At 59.2% G+C, this 21,748-nt stretch carries 19 protein-coding genes; 9 read left to right on the top strand and 10 right to left on the bottom strand.

Going from position 1 to position 21,748, the window contains the following annotated elements; genetic code table 11:
- Window positions 1-13: 13 nt before the first annotated feature.
- Entirely contained in the window at window positions 14-1,408 is a 1,395-nt protein-coding gene (locus tag ACE3NW_RS06725; protein WP_374281695.1) for an RsmB/NOP family class I SAM-dependent RNA methyltransferase, read from the bottom strand.
- 222 nt (window positions 1,409-1,630) lie between these two features.
- On the opposite strand from ACE3NW_RS06725, the gene ACE3NW_RS06720 reads away from it, so the two are divergent.
- The 4 genes from ACE3NW_RS06720 to ACE3NW_RS06705 all read left to right on the top strand — a co-directional run bounded on the left by ACE3NW_RS06720 (window position 1,631) and on the right by ACE3NW_RS06705 (window position 7,321).
- Window positions 1,631-3,310, top strand: a complete 1,680-nt coding sequence (locus ACE3NW_RS06720) for an FG-GAP repeat domain-containing protein (protein ID WP_374281693.1) — start codon at window positions 1,631-1,633, stop codon at window positions 3,308-3,310.
- Window positions 3,311-3,818: 508 nt separating this feature from the next.
- The gene (gene purD, locus ACE3NW_RS06715; RefSeq protein ID WP_374281691.1) at window positions 3,819-5,105 is read left to right on the top strand and encodes a phosphoribosylamine--glycine ligase; all 1,287 of its coding nucleotides are present in this window, start codon (window positions 3,819-3,821) and stop codon (window positions 5,103-5,105) included.
- A 57-nt stretch (window positions 5,106-5,162) separates the two neighbouring features.
- Window positions 5,163-5,660, top strand: a complete 498-nt coding sequence (gene purE, locus ACE3NW_RS06710; RefSeq protein WP_374281689.1) for a 5-(carboxyamino)imidazole ribonucleotide mutase — start codon at window positions 5,163-5,165, stop codon at window positions 5,658-5,660.
- 317 nt (window positions 5,661-5,977) lie between these two features.
- Complete coding sequence (locus tag ACE3NW_RS06705; protein WP_374281687.1) at window positions 5,978-7,321, top strand: anaerobic C4-dicarboxylate transporter; 1,344 nt, start codon at window positions 5,978-5,980, stop codon at window positions 7,319-7,321.
- Window positions 7,322-7,411: 90 nt separating this feature from the next.
- On the opposite strand, the gene ACE3NW_RS06700 is transcribed toward ACE3NW_RS06705, so the two are convergent.
- From ACE3NW_RS06700 to ACE3NW_RS06670, 7 genes are all read right to left on the bottom strand, one after another.
- Entirely contained in the window at window positions 7,412-8,986 is a 1,575-nt protein-coding gene (locus ACE3NW_RS06700; protein WP_374281685.1) for a histidine kinase N-terminal 7TM domain-containing protein, read from the bottom strand.
- 246 nt (window positions 8,987-9,232) lie between these two features.
- Window positions 9,233-10,441, bottom strand: coding sequence for a saccharopine dehydrogenase family protein (locus tag ACE3NW_RS06695; RefSeq protein ID WP_374281683.1), 1,209 nt, complete (start codon window positions 10,439-10,441; stop codon window positions 9,233-9,235).
- Between the two features lie 61 nt (window positions 10,442-10,502).
- Window positions 10,503-10,664, bottom strand: coding sequence for a hypothetical protein (locus tag ACE3NW_RS06690; protein ID WP_374281681.1), 162 nt, complete (start codon window positions 10,662-10,664; stop codon window positions 10,503-10,505).
- A gap of 1 nt (window position 10,665) precedes the next feature.
- On the bottom strand, window positions 10,666-12,036 hold the full coding sequence (locus ACE3NW_RS06685) for a histone deacetylase (RefSeq protein WP_374281679.1): 1,371 nt from the start codon (window positions 12,034-12,036) through the stop codon (window positions 10,666-10,668).
- Window positions 12,029-12,370 carry a hypothetical protein gene (locus ACE3NW_RS06680; protein WP_374281677.1) on the bottom strand — a complete coding sequence of 114 codons (342 nt, stop codon included), beginning with the start codon at window positions 12,368-12,370 and terminating at the stop codon, window positions 12,029-12,031. The genes ACE3NW_RS06685 and ACE3NW_RS06680 overlap by 8 nt, the downstream gene beginning before the upstream one ends.
- A 131-nt stretch (window positions 12,371-12,501) precedes the next feature.
- A complete protein-coding gene (gene tmk, locus ACE3NW_RS06675) occupies window positions 12,502-13,155 on the bottom strand; it encodes a dTMP kinase (protein ID WP_374281675.1) in 654 nt (217 codons plus the stop codon).
- Window positions 13,131-14,162, bottom strand: coding sequence for a 3'-5' exoribonuclease YhaM family protein (locus tag ACE3NW_RS06670; RefSeq protein WP_374281673.1), 1,032 nt, complete (start codon window positions 14,160-14,162; stop codon window positions 13,131-13,133). The genes tmk and ACE3NW_RS06670 overlap by 25 nt, the downstream gene beginning before the upstream one ends.
- Before the next feature lie 154 nt (window positions 14,163-14,316).
- Here ACE3NW_RS06670 and surE point away from each other — a divergent pair, with 154 nt between their 5' ends.
- The 3 genes from surE to gap all read left to right on the top strand — a co-directional run bounded on the left by surE (window position 14,317) and on the right by gap (window position 17,315).
- Window positions 14,317-15,078, top strand: a complete 762-nt coding sequence (gene surE, locus ACE3NW_RS06665) for a 5'/3'-nucleotidase SurE (protein WP_374281671.1) — start codon at window positions 14,317-14,319, stop codon at window positions 15,076-15,078.
- A 282-nt stretch (window positions 15,079-15,360) separates the two neighbouring features.
- The gene (gene fba / locus ACE3NW_RS06660; protein ID WP_374281669.1) at window positions 15,361-16,287 is read left to right on the top strand and encodes a class II fructose-1,6-bisphosphate aldolase; all 927 of its coding nucleotides are present in this window, start codon (window positions 15,361-15,363) and stop codon (window positions 16,285-16,287) included.
- Between the two features lie 26 nt (window positions 16,288-16,313).
- The gene (gene gap, locus ACE3NW_RS06655) at window positions 16,314-17,315 is read left to right on the top strand and encodes a type I glyceraldehyde-3-phosphate dehydrogenase (RefSeq protein ID WP_374281667.1); all 1,002 of its coding nucleotides are present in this window, start codon (window positions 16,314-16,316) and stop codon (window positions 17,313-17,315) included.
- Window positions 17,316-17,331: 16 nt separating this feature from the next.
- Here the strand turns inward: gap and ACE3NW_RS06650 are convergent, their stop codons facing one another.
- The gene (locus ACE3NW_RS06650; protein WP_374281665.1) at window positions 17,332-17,526 is read right to left on the bottom strand and encodes a hypothetical protein; all 195 of its coding nucleotides are present in this window, start codon (window positions 17,524-17,526) and stop codon (window positions 17,332-17,334) included.
- A 270-nt stretch (window positions 17,527-17,796) separates the two neighbouring features.
- Between ACE3NW_RS06650 and ACE3NW_RS06645 the strand changes: the two genes are divergently transcribed.
- Together ACE3NW_RS06645 and ACE3NW_RS06640 are read left to right on the top strand one after the other, a co-directional pair.
- Window positions 17,797-18,699, top strand: coding sequence for a flagellin (locus tag ACE3NW_RS06645; RefSeq protein ID WP_374281663.1), 903 nt, complete (start codon window positions 17,797-17,799; stop codon window positions 18,697-18,699).
- 685 nt (window positions 18,700-19,384) lie between these two features.
- Entirely contained in the window at window positions 19,385-20,302 is a 918-nt protein-coding gene (locus ACE3NW_RS06640) for a flagellin (protein ID WP_374281661.1), read from the top strand.
- 102 nt (window positions 20,303-20,404) lie between these two features.
- On the opposite strand, the gene rimO is transcribed toward ACE3NW_RS06640, so the two are convergent.
- Window positions 20,405-21,730 (bottom strand): 30S ribosomal protein S12 methylthiotransferase RimO, encoded by a 1,326-nt coding sequence (gene rimO, locus ACE3NW_RS06635; RefSeq protein WP_374281657.1) that lies wholly within the window; start codon window positions 21,728-21,730, stop codon window positions 20,405-20,407.
- Window positions 21,731-21,748 lie beyond the last annotated feature (18 nt).

The following is a 21,748-nucleotide window of genomic DNA, read 5'->3' as shown; positions in this document are numbered from 1 at the left end:
CGCCCTGCCATATTTATTTGAAGCTGGCCACAACCCTGCCCTGCTTGAGCACCACCCGCCCCAGGGGCAGGCTGCGCCACCACAGGGCGGTATCGCGCCCGGCAAGCCCGGTCTGGCGGCTCTGGCCGCTCAACAGGGCCGTAATGTCGGCCACATCTTCCAGCACAAGGCTGGCGGCTGCGGCATCATCAGCCTTGTGGGGCATAAGCACACGCAGACGCGGTGCGGCATCAAGCAGCCCGCCGCCAAGCTTGCCGAGCAGGGCTCCCTGCCACACACAACTGGCTGGAATCAGGGCAGATGCGTGGGGAGGCACAAAGCGCACGTGTTCGCCGTACAGCACGGCCTGCCCCGGCGGTAACAGGGCGGGATCACAGGTTGTGCCTGCAAGGCTTTCCATCGGCAGAGGGCTGCCCATGGGGCGCTCGCCCTGACGTGCAGGATTGCCGCCCCGGCTGCGCCCGCCCGATTTGCCCCCGCGCGGGCCTGCCCACAGGTCGTTGCGCCCGCTGCTGTAGGGATCGGCTGCGGCTTGCGCGCCTTCGTTCAAAAGCGCGGCATCCGCAAAAATATCCGCTGTCTGCGGCTGACCCGGTTTGCGCAGCAGGGCCACATAAAAACCCTGGGCCTGCGAGCGCTCGCCGTCCACACGCAGTGTGCCCTCGCCCCCTGGCAGTTCTTCCCACACAAAACCGTCAAAGGGTTCAAGGTGTACTCTTTCCAACCCCAGTTCCTGCTCGGCAAAACGCACCTGTGCCTCGTTCTCATCCACATTGGTCGTGCAGGTGGAATAGACCAGCCTGCCGCCGGGGCGCAGCAGCGAGGCCGCGTGGCGCAACAGCCGTCTTTGCAGGCCGGTGAGGCTATCGAGCTTGTCACCCTGCCAGAGCTTGAGCACCTGGGGATGCTTTTCTGCCGTGCCCCAGCCAGAGCACGGGGGATCAAGCAGGATATTGTCCCATGAGCCGGGCCGTAAGGGCAGGGCATCACCGCTGTACGAACATGTGGCGGCCTGTATGAGATTGAGCTGGTGCAGATTGGCCCGCAGCGTGCCGAGGCGCGTTGGCGAAGGCTCGTTGCCAAGCACAAAACCAGTAGGGCCTACCAGCTGCGCAAGAAATCCCGTTTTACTTCCGGGGCTTGCACACATGTCGAGCGCCGCGCTGCCCGGTGCGGGGGCCAGGGCGAGCGGGGGCAGCATGGATGAGCGGTCCTGAATATAGATGTAGCCAAAAAATGCCGCCAGCGAACCGCCAAGGGGCCGGGGTTCGGCAACAAGGCGGCGGCAATAGGGCGAAAAAGGCTCTGCCTCAAAGTCATAGCCCTGAGCGCGCAAAAGGGCTTCCACGCCGGAAACCTGCTCTGGCGTACACACAAGGCGAAAAGAACGCGAAAGAATCTTGGGCATGGGCGCATAATATGGAGAGTGCGCCGATCCCGCAAGGAATTTATGCCCAATGCCGCCCCCGGCAACGCTCTTGTGTATTGCGCGGCGCAACAAGTGTGCGTATAGTGCGCGGGTGCGGGCGTGCCGGACAACGGTTTTTGTCTGCGTGTATCGGCTGGTCGCCACAACGGCCCAAGGGCCGTACTTTACCGGGTATTTGCGTGAATACTCAAGGAGAATGGAATGAAATTCGCCATGCGACTGACTTTCTCGGTCTGCCTGCTGCTCGTGGCCGTTGCCGCAAGCGCCGTCAGTGCCGCCGCAAAAAGCGCTGTGGTATTGCCGTTTACGGTCAATGCCCCCCAGAGCTATGCCTATCTTTCCAAGGCCGTGCCGGCCACCATTCAGGGCCGTCTTGACCGCCCCGGCATGCTTGAAGCCCGCGCCGGACAGGGCAAGGCCTCCAGCCAGGCAGAAGCCCAGCAGGCGCTGCGCTCTTCTGGCGCAGACAATGCCATCTGGGGCTCTGTGAGCGTCATGGGCAATGACTGCACCGTGACCATCAACAGCGTTGACAAGGCTGGCAAGACCTGGAGCAAAACCGCCCAGAGCCCGGTAAGCGAACTGACCACCAACGTGCAGAACCTTACCTCGGCCATGAGCACGGAAGTTTTTGGCATTTCCGGCGCAATGCGCACCCCCGGCTCCACTGCTTCCGGTGCGCCCCGTGGTGCCACCGCCAATGGCGACATCGTCACCAACGAGACCGGTCAGCAGCAGGTGTACCTGAACCCGCAGTTCCGCTATCAGGGTGCTGGTGCCGAAGACGGTTCGCGCCTGCGCACCCAGCGCCTGCCGTACAACATGGTTGACATGGCCGTGGGCGACTTTAACGGCGATGGCAAGAACGAGATCGCCATCTTGAGCGACCACGATCTGCGCATCTACACCTGGCCCGCCAACGGCCAGCTCAAGCTGCTTGCCGAAACCGTGGTGTCGCGCTCCAACAACAACTTCTCCATGCGCGCCATCGACCTCAACCGCGACCGCTGCATGGCGATTGTGGTTGCCACCACCGAAGAATCAAGCAACCGCCCCTATTCCTTTATCTACAGCTTCAAGGGCAACAAGCTCACCACCGTGGCTGAACGCGTGCCCTACTTCCTGAGCGTCATGCGCGTGCCCCCCACCTATGCCCCCACCCTTGTGGGTCAGGCGTGGGATTCGCTCAAGCTCTTTGCCCCCGGCGTGCGCATCATGAACAAGCAGGATGGCAAGTACACCCTGGGCACGCGTATTGATCTGCCCACGGGCGCGACCGTGTTCAACTGCGTGTGGCTGCCCGCTGGCAGAAACGGCAAGGGTGAACAGCTTGTCATGCTGACCGAAGACGAACGCATCAAGCTCTTCCAGGGCCATGGCAACACGCTGGTACACACCACCATGGAACGCTACTCTGGTTCTGCCACCGGCATGGACCACTACAAGGGCATGCCCGGCCTCGGCATCGACAAGAACTACCAGCTGCCCGGCAAGTACTACGCCCCCATGCGCCTTATCGCCGCCGACATCGGCAACACCGGCGAATACACCCTGCTGGTCAACAAGCCCATTTCTACGGCTGCCCAGTTCTTTGACCGCTACCGCTTCTTCCCGCAGGGCGAAGTTCACGCCCTGTTCTGGGACGGCGTGGGCCTTGGCCTCAAGTGGAAGACCCGCCGCATTCGCGGTTCTGTGGCAGAAGTTGACCTTGGCGATGTGAACAACGACGGCATCCTCGACCTGGTCGTGGGCCTCAACACCTCGCCCGACCTTGGCATTGGCAGCCGCCAGTGCATGGTCACCGCCTATCCGCTGGACGTTTCGGCCACCAACCCCAACGTACCCGCTGACCTGAGCGACTTTGAAGTAAGCCCCAACTAAGGGGATAACGGCCCCTCGCCAGTGCGGGGGGCCGTTTTTATCTGCGGCACACGCTGCCGCAACACTCTCAAGCGGCAAAACCCTTTGGGTTTTGCTCTCACATACTGATGACAAACCCTGCTTCGCGGGGTTTGCGCCGCCAGCGTCGGCATTGCCGACGGGCGGAAAGGCACGGAAATCATACGCCCACGGCGCGGCACAGCCGCAGCCTGCTCCTGATTTCCGGTCGTGTTGACAGTAGCAACACTCTCAAGCGGCAAAACCCTTTGGGTTTTGCTCTTACATACTGATGACAAACCCTGCTTCGCGGGGTTTGCGCCGCCAGCGTCGGCATTGCCGACGGGCGGAAAGGCCCGGAAATCATACGCCCACGGCGCGGCACAGCCGCAGCCTGCTCCTGATTTCCGGGCGTGTTGACAGTAGCAACACTTTCAAGCGGCAAAACCCGTTGGGTTTTGCCGCTTTATAACCCCAGATTACTGAAACGGAAAAGTTTTTGGAGTAAAGCATGCGTATCCTTGTGATCGGCTCTGGCGGCCGCGAACACGCCCTGGTCTGGAAGATTCTGCAAAGCCCCGAAGTCAGCGCTGTTTTTGTAGCGCCCGGCAACGGCGGCACAAGCAGCGAAGGGGCCGTAAACGTACCCATCGCTGTGGACGATCTGGATGGCCTGCTGGCTTTTGCCCGCAAGGAACACATTGATCTGGTGATTCCCGGGCCGGAGCTGCCCCTGACTCTGGGCGTGGTTGACCGCATGCGCGAGGCCGGTATTCCCAGCTTTGGCCCGGATGGCTACGGTGCCCGGCTTGAAGGCAGCAAGGCCTTTGCCAAGGAAATAATGAACCGCGCCAACGTGCCCACTGCCCACTGCGCCGTTTTCAGCGAGGCCCAGGCCGCCCGCGACCACATCAACAAAGTGGGCGCGCCCCTGGTTATCAAGGCCGATGGCCTTGCGGCTGGCAAGGGCGTCATCATCGCCCAGACCGTGCAGGAAGCGCTTGATGCCATCGACGAAATCATGACCGAGCGCGCCTTTGGCGATGCTGGCAATCTGGTTGTGGTCGAAGAATGCCTGGTTGGCGAAGAAGCCTCCTTCCTGTGCGTGTGCGACGGCACGCGCGCCGTGCCCCTGCCCTCGGCCCAGGACCACAAGCGGGTTTTTGACAACGATGAGGGCCCCAACACCGGCGGCATGGGCGCATACAGCCCCGCCCCGGTATTGCCCGACAACATGCTGGAAGAAATGGCTGATCTTACGGTGCGTCCCATCCTGCGAGAGCTGGCCAAGGACGGCCACCCCTTTGTGGGTGTGCTGTACGCGGGCCTGATGATGACCGCCGACGGCCCCAAGGTGCTTGAATACAACGTGCGCTTTGGCGATCCAGAATGCCAGCCCCTGCTCATGCGGCTTGACGGCGATCTGCCCGCCATCATGATGGACGCCGTACGCGGCAAGCTTGACCCCGCAAGCCTTGGACAGACCAGCCAGACCGCTCTGGGTGTGGTTATCACGGCCAGTGGCTACCCTGGCTCGTATGCCAAGGGCCTGCCCATTGAGGGCATTGAAGATGCTGACAGCCTGCCCGGCGTTAAGGTTTTTCACAGCGGCACGGCCCTCAAGGACGGAGCGCTGGTTTCCAACGGCGGTCGCGTTCTGTGTGTGACAGCACTGGGTGACAGCCTGGCCGCAGCGCAAAAGGCTGCCTACGCCGGAGTTGCCAAGGTTCGCATGCAGGGCGGCTTTCACCGTACTGACATTGGCGAAAAGGGCATCCGCCGCCTGGCCGGAAAGTAACCCCTCATATTGCAAGCATATCTGGCGCATTGCGCCACACGACAGGAAGGTGACACCATGCCGCAAGTGGTCATTTTGATGGGTTCCAAATCTGATGAGGAAAAGGTCAGCCCCTGCGTTGAGGTTCTTAAAAGCCTGGGCGTGAGCTGTTTTATTACCGTAAGCTCTGCGCACCGCACCCCCGAACGCACCGAAGAACTGGTGCGCCGCTACGAGGCCGAAGGCACGAGCGTATTTATCTGCGCTGCGGGCATGGCTGCCCACCTGGCTGGCGCGGTTGCCGCCCGCACTACGCGCCCGGTCATTGGCATTCCCGTTTCCAGCGCTGCCCTGTGCGGCATGGACGCGCTTTTTGCAACGGTGCAGATGCCTCCCGGCTTCCCTGTTGCCACCGTTGCCACCGACAAGGCAGGAGCCCGCAACGCTGCATGGTTGGCCGCCCAGATACTGGCCGTGTCCGACCCCGCGCTCAACGAGCGCATCGTGCAGGCACGCGCCAAAATGCGTGATGAAGTGGAAAAGGCCGGGGACGAAATCAGCAGCAAATACGCATAGCTTTGCGCGCTGACATGCAAAGAACCCAATTTGATGCGCATGCAATTACGGTTTGAATGCACAATGAGTAACTGATCTTTTACACACCAAACGACTATTAAACGCGAAAGGCGACCGCAAATATTCTTGCGGTCGCCTTTTTATTTACTTTTTTGCAGCAAAAATTGCGCTTTTTCATAAAATTACTATTGGAACTGACGGAAAAATCTGTTTTCATTACGCAAAAGAATGCATCAGAGGCAACTGGCCCCTTGCGTAGCGCCCTCCAGCAGGATTGCGACCGGTAGCCTCAGCAACCCAAACAGCAAGGAAAACATATGCTGACCCTGCAATTGTGCGTTATCCTGGGATGCCTTCTGCTCGGCACGCGATTTGGCGGCATGGGGCTTGGCCTTATCAGCGGCATAGGCCTGTTTATCCTGTGCTTTGTCTTTCATGTGCAACCGGGCAAACCGCCCATCGATGTCATGCTGACCATTCTGGCGGTTATTGGCTGCGCCTCTACGCTGCAAACAGCAGGCGGGCTTGACGTGCTCATGCGCGCCGCCGAACGCCTGCTGCGCAAACACCCAGAGCACATTACCCTGCTGGCCCCCATCACAACCTGGGGCCTCACAGTTATGTGCGGCACGGGGCATGTGGCCTACACCATGTTTCCCATCATCTACGACATAGCCATCAACAAGGGCATCCGCCCCGAACGCCCCATGGCTGTGGCCTCTGTTTCTGCCCAGATCGGCATCTGCGCCTCGCCAGTTTCGGTGGCTGTGGTTTCCATGGTTTCCATGCTGGCACAGGGCCAGGGGGCTGGCCCGGCCATCAGCATCATCACCCTGCTGGCTATTTCCATTCCGGCAACCTTTGTGGGCGTGCTGTGCGCGGGTCTGTGGTCCATGCACCGTGGCAAAGACCTGGACAAAGACGAGGAATTTCAGGCCAAACTGGCAGATCCCGAAACAAAAGCCTACATATACGGCGGCAGCAGCACCCTGATGGACAAGGTGTTTCCGCCGGAGTCGTACCGGGCTGTGATCTTCTTCTTTATCGCCATTGCCGCAGTGGTCATACTCGGCGCGTTCTCCGAGCTGCGGCCCAGTTTTGGTGCAGCGGGCAAGGCACAGCCGCTCTCCATGAACATTGTCATCCAGATGGTCATGCTTATTGCTGGCGCGATGATACTCATGTTCTGCAAGGTCAAGCAGCAGGCCATTCCCAACAGCGCCGTGTTCAAGGCTGGCATGGTGGCCATATTCTCTGTCTTTGGCGTTGCCTGGATGACAGACAGCTTCTTTCACGCCCACCTTCAGCTCATCAAGACCGACCTTGCGGCGGTGGTGACCGACTACCCCTGGACATACGCCATCGTGCTGGTCATCGTGTCCAAGCTGGTAAACAGCCAGGCTGCGGCACTTGCCGCCGTTGTTCCGCTGGGGCTCAGCCTTGGCCTGCCGCCCAAGGTGCTGCTGGCCTTTATGCCCATGTGCTATGGCTACTTTATTCTGCCCACCTACCCCAGCGATCTGGCCTGCATCAACTTTGACCGTTCGGGCACAACGCGCATCGGCAGGTTCATCATCAACCACAGCTTTATCATTCCTGGGGCCATCGGCATTACCTGTGGCACGCTCATGAGCTACATGCTTGTGACCATCTTTTTGTAAACCAAAAAAATCCCGGCAGTGCCGGGTGCAAACAGCGCCATTTAAAATGCCCCGTACAAGCGGGGCATTTTATTGCAGGGAGCGACTCTCTTATTCATACCTCAGTTCCGCAGAGCACACACGGTTTCGGCCGCCCTGCTTGGCGCTGTACAAGGCGGTATCTGCCGCCAGAATGAGGGCATCGCAAATCTTGGCATTTTCCTGTTCTCCGGCAGCACCTGGCGAAAAAACCGCCGCTGCCACCCCCAGGCTGATAGTCACCCGCACCGATATCTCACCATAGGCAGTTTGTGCCCCGGCTGCCGCCCTGCGCAGGCTCTCGGCAATGGCAACGGCCTCGCCCTGCTGCACGCCTGACAGCAAAATGGAAAACTCCTCGCCGCCGTAGCGCCCCAGCATGGCCTCCGTACCCAGCGTTTGCCGCAAAATACGCGTCACCGTGCGCAACACACTGTCGCCGGTGAGGTGGCCGTACCTGTCGTTAACCTGCTTGAAATGGTCGATATCAAGCAGTATCAGGCTCAGGCTACCGCCAGCCACCTTGCAGCGCTCAATCTCGCGTTGAAAGGCCTCCATGAAAAACCAGCGGCTGTACACTTGGGTCAAGGCATCCAGCGAGGCAAGGCGGTGCATTTTTTCAAGCATCTCCTTGCTCTCGGTAATGTCATGGAGAGAAATAATCAGGCCAGAATCAAGGCCGGAATCACCAACCCTGGCGCACGAAACACTGTAAAAACGCATGCCGCCCGCCACAGGCAGGCTTATCTCGGCCTCTTCGTTCTGCATCAGGGCTGCCATATCAAGCGAGCTTTGCTCTGGAAACAGCAAACCAACATCCTTGCCCACGGCATCATCCGACAATGCAGGCAGAATGGAAACAGCACTGTCGTTGAAATCCACTACCCTTTGCCGCTCATCCAGTACAATAACACTGGCGCCCATGGTTTTAAAAACCTTGTCGCGCGCTATGGGCACAAGATCGAACATGCGCAGCCGGGCCATGGCAAAACTGCACATGGGCAATGCTGCCGAGAGAATAAAGGGCTCAATGTCTATTCCGTAGGGGGCAAGGCCCAAAGTCTGCAACAAATTGCCAACCCAGAGACTCAGCGCACCAATAAAGATGGTTTTTGCCTGCCGTTTGCGGTAGCCAGTGGCCTTGCCGTAAGAAACGGCAAACAGCGCCAATCCTGCAAAGGCAACAAACATCTTGTAAACAAAATCGACATAATACCACCAACCCTTCTGCGTTACAGCCACAGGGAATGGACCGTTGGTATCCACAATAAATGTCTTGTAATGAAAGTGGTGGTATTCGTTGGTATAAAGCATCACCGCAGTAATGACCGGAACAACAAATAACAGCGCCAGCACTGTCTTGCTTTTTATGGAATAATTATTGTAGTGCAGGGCAAATATAAACCAGAACACCGCCACCAGCGGTGCTCCGAGATACTCGATTTTCAAGGAAAGAAAAATCGTTTCAGCGGTATTTGAAGAAAGTTCAAAGATGTACCCGATGGTGTACATGAATATGGACATGAACAAAAACAGAAAGGCCGCATAGCCTTTTGACCGCGCTATTCTGGGCGAATAGCAAACGGCATAGAGCATGCCTGCGCACGATATGCTTAAAAAAAGGATGCAGAGAGTTCTTATAACCACTGAAGTTACCTTGCCATACGCACATTACAGGTACGCCCGCTGCAAAAGCCGCTGCCCGACATGCCTGCGCGCTCAAAAACGCTCTGCCAAACGCAGAAAAGACTGTTACTCCTGCCCATATTAACCCTGCAATTATTGTTACCCACAAGCCCATTGCCTGACAAGCCGCCCGACTGACCATAAAAAAACTCCGGGCCTGCCCAGGCAGACACCGGAGTTGTTGCAACAATCAAACCAGCGTACTGGCTAAATTTTGCCGGTCACGTCCAGGCACTGCCAGGGCAGGCCATAGACATTCAGATCCTTCATGAAGGGATCGGGGTCAAACTGTTCCATGTTCCACACGCCGGGCTTGCGCCACACGCCCTGGGCCACCATCTTGGTGCCGATCATGGCGGGCACGCCCGTGGTGTACGAAATGGCCTGCGAACCCACCTCTGCGTAGCATTCTTCGTGATCGCAGATATTGTACACGTAGACCGTCTTTTCCTTGCCGTCCTTGAGGCCGCGCATGAGGTCGCCGATGCAGGTCTTGCCCTTGGTCAGGGGGCCAAGCGAGGCCGGGTCGGGCAGCAGCTTGGCGAGAAACTGGATGGGCACGATGTCCTGCCCCTGAAAGTTCACGGGGTCGATGCGGGTCATGCCCACATTGCCGAGCACCTTGAGGTGGTTGAGGTAGTTTTCCGAAAAAGTCATCCAGAAGCGTGCGCGGCGCAGGCCCTTGAGGTTCTGCACCAGCGATTCGAGCTCTTCATGATACATGAGGAAGCACTTCTTGGCGCCGATACCGTCGGGGAAGTCAAAATTCATGGACCAGGAAAGAGGATCGGTTTCCACCCACTCGCCCCGTTCCCAGTAGCGACCGCGCGCGGTGACTTCGCGAATGTTGATTTCGGGATTGAAATTGGTGGCAAAGGGCTGACCGTGGTCGCCCGCGTTGCAGTCGATGATGTCGAGCACATGCACTTCGTCCAGCTGATGCTTGAGCGCCCAGGCCGCGTACACGTTGGTGACGCCGGGGTCAAAGCCGGAACCCAGCAGGGCCGTGAGCCCAGCCTCGCGAAAACGGTCCTGATAGGCCCACTGCCACTTGTATTCGAATTTGGCGGTGTCGAGCGGCTCGTAGTTGGCCGTATCCACATAATGAACCCCGCATTCAAGGCAAGCATCCATAATGTGCAGATCCTGATACGGCAGGGCCACGTTGCACACCACATCGGGCTTTATCTGCCGGATAAGGGAACACAGTTCAGGCACGTTGTCCGCGTCCACCTGTGCGGTGGCAACTTCTACGCCAAGACGGGCCTTTACGCTCTGCGCGATGGCATCGCAGCGCGAAAGGGTGCGGCTTGCCAGCGTTACCTTTGAAAATCCGCCTTCCTTGAGCACCTGTGCGCACTTGTGAACAACAACGCTGCCTACGCCGCCCGCGCCAATAATCAGAATATGAGACATGTTCCTTCTCCGTGATGGAAGAGGTCCTATACCACTGCGCGGCAAGGCCGCGCCGCCATTTTCATACAATGCCCAGAGGGCCCCGTGCTGCCTGTAGCCGCATGGCCGCACCGGCAGCAATAATGCCCGCGTGGCGTGACAGAGCCGTTACGCCGCGCGCAGAATCGGCCTTATGGCCCGTAAATGTTCCGGCGTCAACAGGCAGGCGCATAAAAACTGTCACCTCAACACCTGGGCGCTGTTTTTTCAGCTGTTCCCGCACGGGTGTCGTCGCCGTCAAGCACCAGCACATGGGCGTAGCGCCCGCTCTTGCGCGCCAGTTCGGCCAGTGCGCTTCCCTCTGCCCGGCACTGCGGGCAGGCATGACGCGGAACCAGCACACACAGCGAACGCGCCACCCGCTCGGAAGCGGTTTCTATGCGCCCAAGGCCAGAGCACTGGCCGCACAGCCGCCAGGCCTCGGTCTGCCCTTCGCGCAGCATGTCGGTATCATAAAAAACATGCTTGCGGCGCACCCACCAGCCGTTGGATTCCTCGCCCTCGGTGGGCCGCGCCGGAGGATGAAAATACACATCCCTGACCTGCCCGCACAGCTTGGCAATGTATTCGCCGATCTGCGGCTGCTGACGCGTGGCTTCCGGCGTCCAGCCCGGTTCGCAGATTTCAGAGGCGTCCATGCCCGCCAGCGCAAGGCAGATGCCCAGATTAACGTAGGGCAGGGCTCCCCGTATGGAATAGCCGCCTTCAAGCACCGCAATGTGCGGCTGCAAGGCCGCATTGAGCGCCGCATAGCCCTGGGCCGAAAGCTTCATGTTGGCCAGGGGGTCGGTAAAGTGGTTGTCCTGCCCGGCGGAATTGATGATCAGGTCGGGCCTGAAATCTTCCAGAATGGGCAGCACGGCATGCTCGATGGCGTACAGATAGCCTTCGTCCGAGGTTCCGGGCGGCAGGGGAATGTTGATGGTGCGTCCCAACGCGCCAGGCCCGCCGCATTCGGGCATGAAACCGGATCCTGGGTACAGGGTGTGGCCGTCCTGATGCAGCGAAATAAACAGCGTGTGCGGGTCGTTCCAGAAAATATCCTGGCTGCCGTCGCCGTGGTGTACGTCCGTATCCACAATGGCGATGCGCAGGGGGCGGCCATCCGGGTGCGGGTAGTGGTCGCGGATGTATTCGACCATCACGGCTTCGTTATTGATATTGCAGAAGCCCCGGTTGCCGTGAACCACGCGCATGGCGTGGTGCCCTGGGGGCCGCACCAGGGCAAAGGCCCGCTGTTCGCGCCCTTCAAGCACCAGTTGCGCGGCGCGGATGGCCCCGCCCGCCGAGGCCAGATGCGAGTCGGTGCTCACCGCCGCAGCCGAGGGCAGGCAAAAGTGCGCGCGCTCAAGCTGGGCATGGGTGGCAAAGGCAGGGCGGTATTCGGTGATGCCGGGGATGTCGAACAGGCCTTCTTCAAGCAGCTGGTCGCGGGTGTAGAGCAGGCGTTCTTCCCGCTCAGGATGCGAGGCCGAGATGGCCCAGTCAAAGGCGGGGAAAAACACCACCCCAAGACTGCGGGCCGCCACCAGCGACGGCAGCGGGGTCTCAGTCATCACCGTCGCCAAGTTCTTCAAAAATGTCTGCGCCATAGCGCGCATATGTCACCATGCGGCCCATGTGCGCAAGGCCCATGCCGTAGGCAAGGTTGCTTTCGGCCACGGCCAGGAACAGCACACCCTCGGTATCGTGCAGGGCAAAAAAGCCGCCCGCCCCGCCGTCCTTGCGAAACACGGCGCAGTGCAGAAAACCGGGGTCGCCGATGAGGTTCACCAGAGTATAGCCCTTGGGCGGCTGCCCCGGCAGATAGGCCAGATCCTTGCCACTGTCCTTGCGGGGGCCAAAACGCAGGCCAGCGCCTTCCACTTCAATGGTGTAGCATTCGTACATAAACTCTCCTGGGGCGCGCATGCCGCGCCAAAAGCCTGCATGGCAGGCTGTGGGTAAAACGGGACGTTGGGCAAAACCAGCACGGCCAGTATTTCGAAAGCTGGTTGCGGGTCTTGCCCCTGAACAAAAAACTATTCCAGCCCTCTGCCCCGCTGCCGCAAATGCGACTCTATGGCAGAGCGGCACTGCAAAACAACATCTTCCGGCGGCTGCGAAGCGTCCACAATGGCAAAGCGCTCCGGCTCTTCCTCGGCCAGCGCCCGGTAGCCCTGACGCACCCGTGTATGAAAATCGAGGCTTTCGGCGTCAAAGCGCCCTTCGGAAACAACCAGACCTTCCTGCCGGTTGCGTTCGCCCGCCCGCATAAGCCCGCAGCGCACAGGCAGGTCGAGCAGCAGGGTCAGATCGGGCTGCAAGCCACCCGTGGCCGCCTGATTGAGCCTGCGCAGATATTCCGTATCCAGCCCGCGCCCGTGCCCCTGATAGGCAAGGGTAGAATCGGTGTAACGGTCGCACAGCACGGGCTGCCCCGCTTCCAGCGCGGGCCGTATGATCTCTGCCACGTGCTGCGCCCGGTCTGCGAGAAACAGAAAAAGCTCTGCCCGGCTTGAAAGCTCGCGCGTGCGGGCATCGAGCAATATGGAGCGCAGGCTGCGCCCAAGCGCACAGCCCCCCGGCTCACGTGTACACAGGGGGTCGTGGCCGTTCTCCTGTAAAAAACCCGCAAGATAGTTGATGGCCGTGGACTTGCCCGCGCCTTCTATACCTTCAAAAGTGATAAACATTCTTCTTTCACCGCTTTTTTGCGCGTTGCGGGGGCGGCTTTGTCTGGCGTACGCGCGGCCCGGTGTACGGGGCGGCCCAGAGTAGCCTGCCACGGTGTCCAGGCTTCGCCCTCGCCCTCTATCTGGGCAAACAGGCCACGGCACTGGGCCATCTTGGCGTCCAGGTTATCGGCATAGTGCAGGGCCATGGCTTCGGGAGTATGCGGCACGCGCACCGCGCCGAACTCCAGCTCGCCATGGTGGCTCAGTATCAGGTGCTTGAGATGCCGCTGCAACGGCTCCTCCAGCCCGGACTTGGCCAAAAACGGCTCCAGCATTTCAATGCCCAGCATAAGGTGCCCCAGCAGGCGGCCCTCATCGGTATAGTCGTTGGCGATACCGCCCGAAAATTCGCGAATCTTGCCAATATCGTGGAACAACGCTCCCGCAAGAAAGGTCTGCCGGTCAAGTTGCGGATACTGGTCGGCAATGCGGCGGCAAAGCGTAAACACACTCAGCGTATGCTCAAGCAGCCCGCCCACGTAGGCGTGGTGTACGCCCTTGGCCGCCGGGCACACGCGAAAGGCCGCGCGCATCTCGTCGTTGTTAAAAAAGCCCTGCACAAACTTGCGCCACGGCGCGTGTACAAATTCCTTTTTGATGAGCTCTTGCAGCTCGTCGAGCATGTCATCCAGCGGATACGGACTGGCAGGCATGAGAGCCGCGTGGTCCACGCTGGCGCTTTCTTCTTCATCCAGAAACCGCATCTGCTCTACCGTCAGCTGCACCTGATCGCGGTACAGACCGGCGCGCCCCTCGGCCCACACCAGCGAACCCGCCGCAATCTCGCTGAATTCGGCACTCAGCGGATGCCATATCTTTGATTCCACACTGCCGCTGGCATCAGCCAGGGTAAGCCGCCAGTACGGCCCGTTGCGCGACTGGCCCTGCGCCGCCTGGGTAACCACGAAGATGCCGCGCGCCTCCGAAGCGGGGGCAATATCTTTGACGTAACAGCCTTTTTCCATATATTGTTCCAGCGGCGCGCCTGTGCGCCGGGCGTATGCTGTTTTCCGCACGGGCATGCCCGGACGCGGAACATTCTGAATTGCCAGGCCGCGCCAAACACTGAAATCACGCGGGCCTTAGGGCGAATTTCCCTTCTTTCCGAGGTATTGTCAAATGGACGTTCTGTTGACCAACGACGACGGCATCCGGGCGCGCGGGCTGCGCGCACTCTACGCGGCGCTGCTTGAAGCGGGCCACACGGTGCATGTTGTTGCGCCCATGAGCCAGCAATCGGGCGTGGGCCACTCGCTGACCGTATTCGAGCCGGTACGGGCCATGGAATTTGAAGAGCCCGATTTCAAGGGCCTTGGTATTTACGGCACACCCACTGACTGCGTCAAACTGGCCCTGGGCCAGCTGCTGCCCCGCAAACCCGACATGATTATTTCCGGCATCAATGCCGGCCCCAATGTTGGACCGGACATTCTCTATTCAGGCACTGTGGGTGCTGCCACCGAGGCAGCGCACGAAGATCTGCCAAGCATTGCCGTTTCGCACGACTGCTACAAGGTAAAAAATGGCGATCTGATGCCCCAGGCCCGGCATCTGGTGGCCCTGGCAGAGCGCATAGACTGGTCGCAGCTGGGCCGCCGCCGCGTGCTCAACGTCAACTATCCGGCCTGCCCGCTGGAGGAGGCCAAAGGCCTGCGCGTCTGCCCCCAGACCAGCGCCGTGTGGGTAAATACCTACAGCGAGCGCCTCGACCCGCGCGGTGCGCCCTACTGGTGGCTTGAGGGCGAAATTCCGCCCGAAACCATCGAGCCAGATTCGGACAAAGACCTGCTCAACCGGGGCTATATTACCCTTACCCCGCTGCGCTTTGACTTTACCGACGCGGCGGGGCTCAGCGCGCTGGCGGGCATGCGCCTGGGGTAAGAGCAGGCAAGATATACATCTGCCGCCAGCGCAACCCGCCGAAAAAATAAAGGAACGGCAACGCCCCCTTGACGCTGCCGCCGCTTGTGCGCTACAGGCGCGCAGGGCAAATGCATTTGCAGTGCCTGCCCGCCACCGCACGCCAGCAACAGAGGAAAGTCTGCCCCCAATCGGGCGGCAGGCATTCCCCTTTGTGGCAATTTGGTGTATGTGCAAACGAGTCTTTTCGGGCGACACGGCTTTTTTAACCGCCCTCACTGCCAGACCCCTCTGGAGGAAACCATGCCTCTTATCAATCCCAAAGAAATGTTCGCTGCCGCCTATACCGGCGGGTATGCCATTGGCGCTTTCAACGTCAACAACATGGAGATCATCCAGGGCATCATGAGTGCGGCCTCCGAGGAAAAATCTCCTGTTATTCTTCAGGTTTCTTCGGGCGCACGAAAGTATGCCGGCCAGGTGTACATTATGAAACTGGTGGAAGCCGCCTTGGCGCTCGACCCTTCCATCCCCGTGGTGGTGCATCTCGACCACGGCCCCAGCTTTGAAATGTGCCGCGACTGCATCGACGGCGGCTTTACCTCGGTGATGATCGACGGCTCGCATCTGTCGTTTGAAGAAAACATTGCCCTGACCAAGCAGGTTGTGGACTATGCCCACCCCAGAGGTGTGTGGGTTGAAGCCGAACTGGGCAAACTGGCGGGCATTGAAGAACACGTGCAGTCTGCCGAGCACGTGTACACCGACCCCGACGAAGCTGTGGAATTTGTGAACCGCACGGGCTGCGACTCTCTGGCCGTTGCCATTGGCACAAGCCACGGAGCCTACAAGTTCAAGGGCGAAGCAAAGCTTGATTTTGACCGTCTGGCCCGCATTGGCGACAAGCTGCCGGGCTATCCCCTGGTGCTGCACGGCGCTTCCAGCGTTCCGCAGGAATTTGTGAGCCAGTGCAACCAGTTTGGCGGTCAAGTGGGCGGCGCCAAGGGCGTGCCCGAAGACATGCTGCGCCAGGCCGCAGGCATGGGCGTGTGCAAGATCAACGTGGATACGGACATTCGTCTGGCCGTTACCGCTTCCATCCGTCAGAATCTGGCCGAACACCCAGAGCAGTTTGACCCGCGCGCCTACCTCACCCCCGCACGCGATGCCGTCAAAAACATGGTGGCCCACAAGATCCGCAATGTCATGGGATCTTCAAATAAAGCCTAATCCCTACGCCCCAAGGAGCGCGAATCATGCCCGTGAAAGTTGGAATGAACGGCTTTGGCCGTATCGGCCGCTATCTGCTGCGTCTTATGGCCGACAATCAAGACATCCAGATCGCCGCCATCAACGCACGTGCGGACAATGCCGCACTGGCTTACCTTTTCAAGTATGATTCCACTTACGGAACCTTTCAGGGCACGGTTGATCACGATGAGAACGGCATCATCGTCAATGGCCGCCACATCGCCGTTACCCGCTGCAAGGCGGGCGAATGGGAATGGGCACGCCTGGGCGTAACGCTTGCCGTGGAAACCACCGGCACCATCAAGGACGCGGAAGGGCTTGCCCAGCACCTGGCCTGTGGAGCCAAGAAGGTTGTTATCTCTGCACCCGGCAAGGATGTGGACGCCATGATTGTTATGGGCGTAAACGACCACATCTATGACGGTGCCAAGCACAACATCATTTCTGCCGCATCGTGTACCACCAACTGTCTGGCCCCTGCCGTCAAGGTGCTGCACGAAACCTTTGGTTTCCGCCACGGGCTCATGACCACCATCCACTCCTACACCATGAGCCAGCGCATTCTGGACGGAACCCACAAGGACTGGCGTCGCGGCCGTGCGGCTGCCGTTTCCATGGTTCCCTCCAGCACCGGCGCGGCCAAGGCCGTGGGCCAGGTGATGCCCGAACTGGCAGGCAAGCTCAACGGCATGTCGGTGCGTGTACCCACCTTTGACTGCTCGCTGGTAGACCTGACCTGCGAAGTGGAAAAATCCTGTGATGCCGCCGCTGTCAACGCGGCCCTTCAGGCCGCCAGCAAGGGCGCGCTGGCCGCCAACATGGGCTTTTCTGAAGAACCGCTGGTGTCCATCGACTACAAGGGCAGCACCCACGGCGGCGTGGTAGACGCGCTTTCCACCCAGGTGCTTGACGGCACCATGGTCAAGCTGCTCATCTGGTACGACAACGAATCCGGCTTTACCAACCAGTTGCTGCGCCTGCTGCACATGGTGGGCAAGGACTGCTAAAAATATCTGTTCCGAATCAGGCCTGCCACGGCAGAGACTGATTGCCGCAATGGCGGCGGGCGTTGCCTACGCCCGCCGCCTTCTTTTTTGCCGCAAACCAGTGATCCAGACCTGTGCCCCAGGCCAGTGCCCCAGGCCAGTGCCACAGCACATCTGCTCCACTTGGCCATTCTCCCACCTTGGCCAGAGTCGATGCAAAACCTATGGGCATACGGCTGTTCCGCATGCGCCCGGCAAATTTTGCTGCCGCCCCGGCAAGGAGGCGGAAAAAAATTCCCCTTTATTTCAGATCTTCAAAACCGTATTCCCAAAAAAATTTTTATATTCAGCATATTACGAGAATATTCTCAAGCCAGCATTTTTGCGCCGACCCCTAATACTTTTGGCGCACGCGCCGATTAAATAGACAAAAGGTGGTAGCACGCAAGGACGCGTCGGCATTTCGCGCCACCCGTGACATACAGCATTCATGGAGGAATGTATGTATATCAATAATAATTCGATGGCCTCTGAAGTGGCCAACAATCTGACCACGCATTACAACGATCTGAAAACCTCTACCTCGCGACTTTCTTCGGGTCTGCGCATCAATTCCGCTGCGGACGATGCCGCCGGTCTGGCCATTCGCGAACTCATGCGTACCGATATCGCCGCCCTGCAACAGGGCGTGCGTAACGCCAACGACGCTATTTCCCTCATTCAGACTGCCGACGGCGCCCTGGGCATCATCGACGAAAAGCTGACCCGTATGAAGGAACTGGCAGAACAGGCCGCCACCGGCACGTACGATTCCACCCAGCGTCTGATGATCGAGTCGGAGTACCAGGCCATGGCCTCGGAAATTACCCGAATCGCCAACGCCACAGACTACAACGGCATCCATCTGCTGGACGGCAATCTGTCCAGTGACACCCACACGGGTACTGGTGAAGGTACGCCTGAGGGTCTTTCCTCTACCGGCAAGCTCATGGTACACTTTGGCACCGCCAACGACTCTGCCGAAGACTACTACTACATCAAGATCGGCACGAGCACAGCTTCGGCCCTTGGTGTGGGCAACCAGGCTGTGGGAACCGACGGGCTCACCGTTTCTACCCAGGATGCGGCGCAAAAGGCCTTGGTGGCCATTAACAATGCCGTTATTTCCAAGGACAAGATTCGAGCACATCTGGGCGCGTTGCAGAACCGGCTGGAAAACACCATCTCTAACCTGAGCACGCAGACAGAGAACCTTCAGGCGGCAGAATCGCGCATTTCCGATGTGGACGTTGCCACTGAAATGACCAAGTTTGTTCGCAACCAGATTCTCACGCAGTCTTCGGTGGCCATGCTTTCGCAGGCCAACAGCATGTCCAGAATGGCCATGTCGCTGATTTCTGGCTAGCGGTAAAACCAGGTGGTGGAGGGCAACAGCCCCTAACTGGCCGCGAGGCTGGGGAGAGCCTTAAGGCCATAACAACAAGCTTTTATGAAAAGCCGAGCCGTTCGCGGTTCGGCTTTTTTTATGCCCTGGCGCAAATGCCTTGTGGGCAAATGCTGCCCCATCAAACCACTCCGCCTTCATTCTTCCCCAGGCACACTCCCCAGTCTGCCCCAAAATCAGGGCATCTTCACTACGCGCGCTTTGACCTGCATCGGCGGGCAGATCCGCACAGCTCGTTATTTTTGGGGGCATGCGGATTTTTTTTGCCGTGCGCTCACGGCAACGACCCCGTATCATATAGATATCTGTATATTTTTTTTCAGACTCACCGCCACGCCTTTTGACTGTCCGCCCTTGACCCTGCTGTTGCCAGTATCTTGACACAACAGACCTCAATTTCTGGCATGAATCCTGCTGTAAACGCAGTGCAGGTTTTCAGGCAAATATTGCCCCTCTGAAGCCACGAATCAGATGAGCAAAAGCGCCTGTTGTTTAGGGCTACAGCCAGACTCGGCCCTGCCGGAGATGGCCGGTTTCGGAAAACTTTTTCCCCGCAATTTATTGCGGGATGAACGGTGGCAGCCCGCATGGAAGCGGGCGCGCATAGTGCGCCACCGGGCAGACAGAACATTCATGGAGGAATGTCATGTATATTAATAACAACTCAATGGCTACCAACGTTGCCAACAACCTGACCTCGCATTACGGCGATCTGAAGACCTCTACCGAGCGTCTGTCCACAGGTCTGCGCGTCAATTCTGCGGCTGACGACGCCGCAGGTCTCGCCATCCGCGAATTGATGCGTACCGACATCACTGCCTTGCAGCAGGGTGTGCGTAATGCCAACGACGCCATTTCCCTTCTTCAGACTGCCGACGGCGCCCTGGGCATCATCGACGAAAAGCTGACCCGCATGAAGGAACTGGCCGAACAGGCTGCCACCGGCACGTACGATTCCACCCAGCGTCTGATGATCGAGTCGGAGTACCAGGCCATGGCTTCGGAAATTACCCGAATCGCCAATGCCACGGACTTCAACGGAATCCATCTGCTGGACGGCAATCTGTCCAGCAACACCCACACGGGTACTGGTGAAGGCACGCCTGATGGACTTACCTCCACAGGCAAGATGAAGATCCACTTTGGCACCGCCAACGACTCGGCAGAAGATTACTACTACATCCAGATCGGCACGAGCACCGCTTCGGCCCTGGGTGTGGGTAACCAGTCTGTCGGTGCCGACGGCCAAATGCGCGACGGATCGACCATCTCCACACAGGATGCCGCTCAGAAGGCACTTGTGGCTGTGACCAACGCCGTGGTTTCCAAGGACAAGATCCGCGCACATCTGGGTGCTCTGCAAAACAGGCTGGAAAACACCGTTTCCAACCTGACTACCCAGGCCGAGAACTTGCAGGCGGCTGAATCTCGTATTTCCGACGTGGACGTGGCCACGGAAATGACGAAGTTTGTCCGCAACCAGATCCTCACCCAGTCGTCTGTGGCCATGCTCTCGCAGGCCAACAGCATGCCCAAGATGGCCATGCAGCTTATCGGCGGCTAACGCTGGTTGAGGGCGTGCCTAGCACGTTTCCCAAAATATCCCCGAAGGGTTCGCCCTTCGGGGATATTTTGCATGGGGATTGAACCCGCAGATATGACAGGATCAGGCCAGCGCTGTAAGGTCGTAATCCGTATTTTCCACAATATCGCATTCCACCAGGGCTCCGGGCACAATGCCCGGCCCGCTCACATAGGTGATGCCGTCCACCTCTGGCGTCTGAAACCATACCCTGCCGCTGTACAGACCCGGCCAGTCGGGGTGCGGAGCGTCCACCAGCACCTGCATGCGGCTGCCCACATGGGACGCAAGATATTCGTTGCTGATATCGGCCTGAATCTCCATGAGCGAATCGCGCCGCCACTGTTTGACCTCATCGGGAACCTGGTCGGGCAGGGTGGCCGCCACGGTGCCTTCTTCGGCCTGATAGGCAAACACGCCCACATGATGAAAGCGGCTTTCTTCCACAAACCGGCACAGGGCTTCAAAGTGCTCCTCGGTTTCGCCGGGGTAGCCCACAATAAAGGTCGTGCGCAAGGCGGCATGGGGCAACACCGCCCGTACCGTGTCGAGCACACGCCGGGGGTCGCCCGCAAAGGGCCGCCCCATGCGCGAAAGCACATCGGTATGCGCATGCTGCAGGGGAATATCCAGATACGGCAGCAGGGGCGCGCCGCAATCGCGTATAAAACGCAGCAACTCTGGCGTCACCCCACTGGGGTACAGATAGAGCAAACGCAGCCAAGCCAGCCCTTCAAGGCCAACCAGCTTTTCCAGCAGGCTGGGCAGGCCGTGCTTGAGGCCCAGATCAACGCCCCACGAGGTAAGGTCTTGTGCAACAAGATCGAGTTCGCGCACGCCCTGTGCCAGCAAGGCCCTGGCCTCGTCGGCAATGTCCTCGGCGGTAAGCGATTTGAGCCCGCCCCTGATGGAAGGAATGGTGCAGAACGCACACTTGTGCCTGCACCCCTCGCCCACCTTGAGCCATGCATACGAAGGGCCGGTTGAGAGCAGCCTGCCGCCGCCCGGAATACGCACAGGCGGCTCTGGCAGGCCAAGGGCTGCGGCCACCGTGGCAGGCCAGCGCGCCATGTCTGCCGTGGGCAGCCAAACATCCACCTCTGGCAGCTCTGCCGCCAGCTCCGCAGCGCCATAACGCCCCACCATACAGCCGCCAACGGCAAGCAGGGGCTTTGTTTTGCACTTGCCAAGCCTTTGTATGGCATCTACCACCGCGCGCACCGATTCACGCACCGCAGGATCAATAAAGCCGCAGGTGTTTATAAAAACCAGGCGGGCCTTGCCCATGTGTTCCACATGTTGCACGGCAATACCCAGCGACCCAAGCAGACGCTCACTGTCCACACGGTTTTTGGGGCAGCCAAGGCTCAGCGACCAGACCTTGAGAGAAGAAATTTTTGCTGTTGTCATACGGGTACAATACAGGCG

Origin of the sequence: Desulfovibrio sp. (assembly GCF_041907885.1) — a bacterium.
Taxonomy (GTDB): domain Bacteria; phylum Desulfobacterota; class Desulfovibrionia; order Desulfovibrionales; family Desulfovibrionaceae; genus Desulfovibrio.
This window is presented reverse-complemented; position numbering and strand designations above follow the sequence as displayed.

What these genes read in the sequence shown, in the direction of transcription:
- ACE3NW_RS06725 (WP_374281695.1), bottom strand. Translation starts at nt 1,408, where the DNA reads ATGCCCAAGATTCTTTCGCGTTCTTTTCGCCTTGTGTGTACGCCAGAG.
- ACE3NW_RS06720 (WP_374281693.1), top strand. Translation starts at nt 1,631, where the DNA reads ATGAAATTCGCCATGCGACTGACTTTCTCGGTCTGCCTGCTGCTCGTG.
- purD (WP_374281691.1), top strand. Translation starts at nt 3,819, where the DNA reads ATGCGTATCCTTGTGATCGGCTCTGGCGGCCGCGAACACGCCCTGGTC.
- purE (WP_374281689.1), top strand. Translation starts at nt 5,163, where the DNA reads ATGCCGCAAGTGGTCATTTTGATGGGTTCCAAATCTGATGAGGAAAAG.
- ACE3NW_RS06705 (WP_374281687.1), top strand. Translation starts at nt 5,978, where the DNA reads ATGCTGACCCTGCAATTGTGCGTTATCCTGGGATGCCTTCTGCTCGGC.
- ACE3NW_RS06695 (WP_374281683.1), bottom strand. Translation starts at nt 10,441, where the DNA reads ATGTCTCATATTCTGATTATTGGCGCGGGCGGCGTAGGCAGCGTTGTT.
- ACE3NW_RS06685 (WP_374281679.1), bottom strand. Translation starts at nt 12,036, where the DNA reads ATGACTGAGACCCCGCTGCCGTCGCTGGTGGCGGCCCGCAGTCTTGGG.
- ACE3NW_RS06680 (WP_374281677.1), bottom strand. Translation starts at nt 12,370, where the DNA reads ATGTACGAATGCTACACCATTGAAGTGGAAGGCGCTGGCCTGCGTTTT.
- tmk (WP_374281675.1), bottom strand. Translation starts at nt 13,155, where the DNA reads ATGTTTATCACTTTTGAAGGTATAGAAGGCGCGGGCAAGTCCACGGCC.
- ACE3NW_RS06670 (WP_374281673.1), bottom strand. Translation starts at nt 14,162, where the DNA reads ATGGAAAAAGGCTGTTACGTCAAAGATATTGCCCCCGCTTCGGAGGCG.
- surE (WP_374281671.1), top strand. Translation starts at nt 14,317, where the DNA reads ATGGACGTTCTGTTGACCAACGACGACGGCATCCGGGCGCGCGGGCTG.
- fba (WP_374281669.1), top strand. Translation starts at nt 15,361, where the DNA reads ATGCCTCTTATCAATCCCAAAGAAATGTTCGCTGCCGCCTATACCGGC.
- gap (WP_374281667.1), top strand. Translation starts at nt 16,314, where the DNA reads ATGCCCGTGAAAGTTGGAATGAACGGCTTTGGCCGTATCGGCCGCTAT.
- ACE3NW_RS06650 (WP_374281665.1), bottom strand. Translation starts at nt 17,526, where the DNA reads ATGCCCATAGGTTTTGCATCGACTCTGGCCAAGGTGGGAGAATGGCCA.
- ACE3NW_RS06645 (WP_374281663.1), top strand. Translation starts at nt 17,797, where the DNA reads ATGTATATCAATAATAATTCGATGGCCTCTGAAGTGGCCAACAATCTG.
- ACE3NW_RS06640 (WP_374281661.1), top strand. Translation starts at nt 19,385, where the DNA reads ATGTATATTAATAACAACTCAATGGCTACCAACGTTGCCAACAACCTG.
- rimO (WP_374281657.1), bottom strand. Translation starts at nt 21,730, where the DNA reads ATGACAACAGCAAAAATTTCTTCTCTCAAGGTCTGGTCGCTGAGCCTT.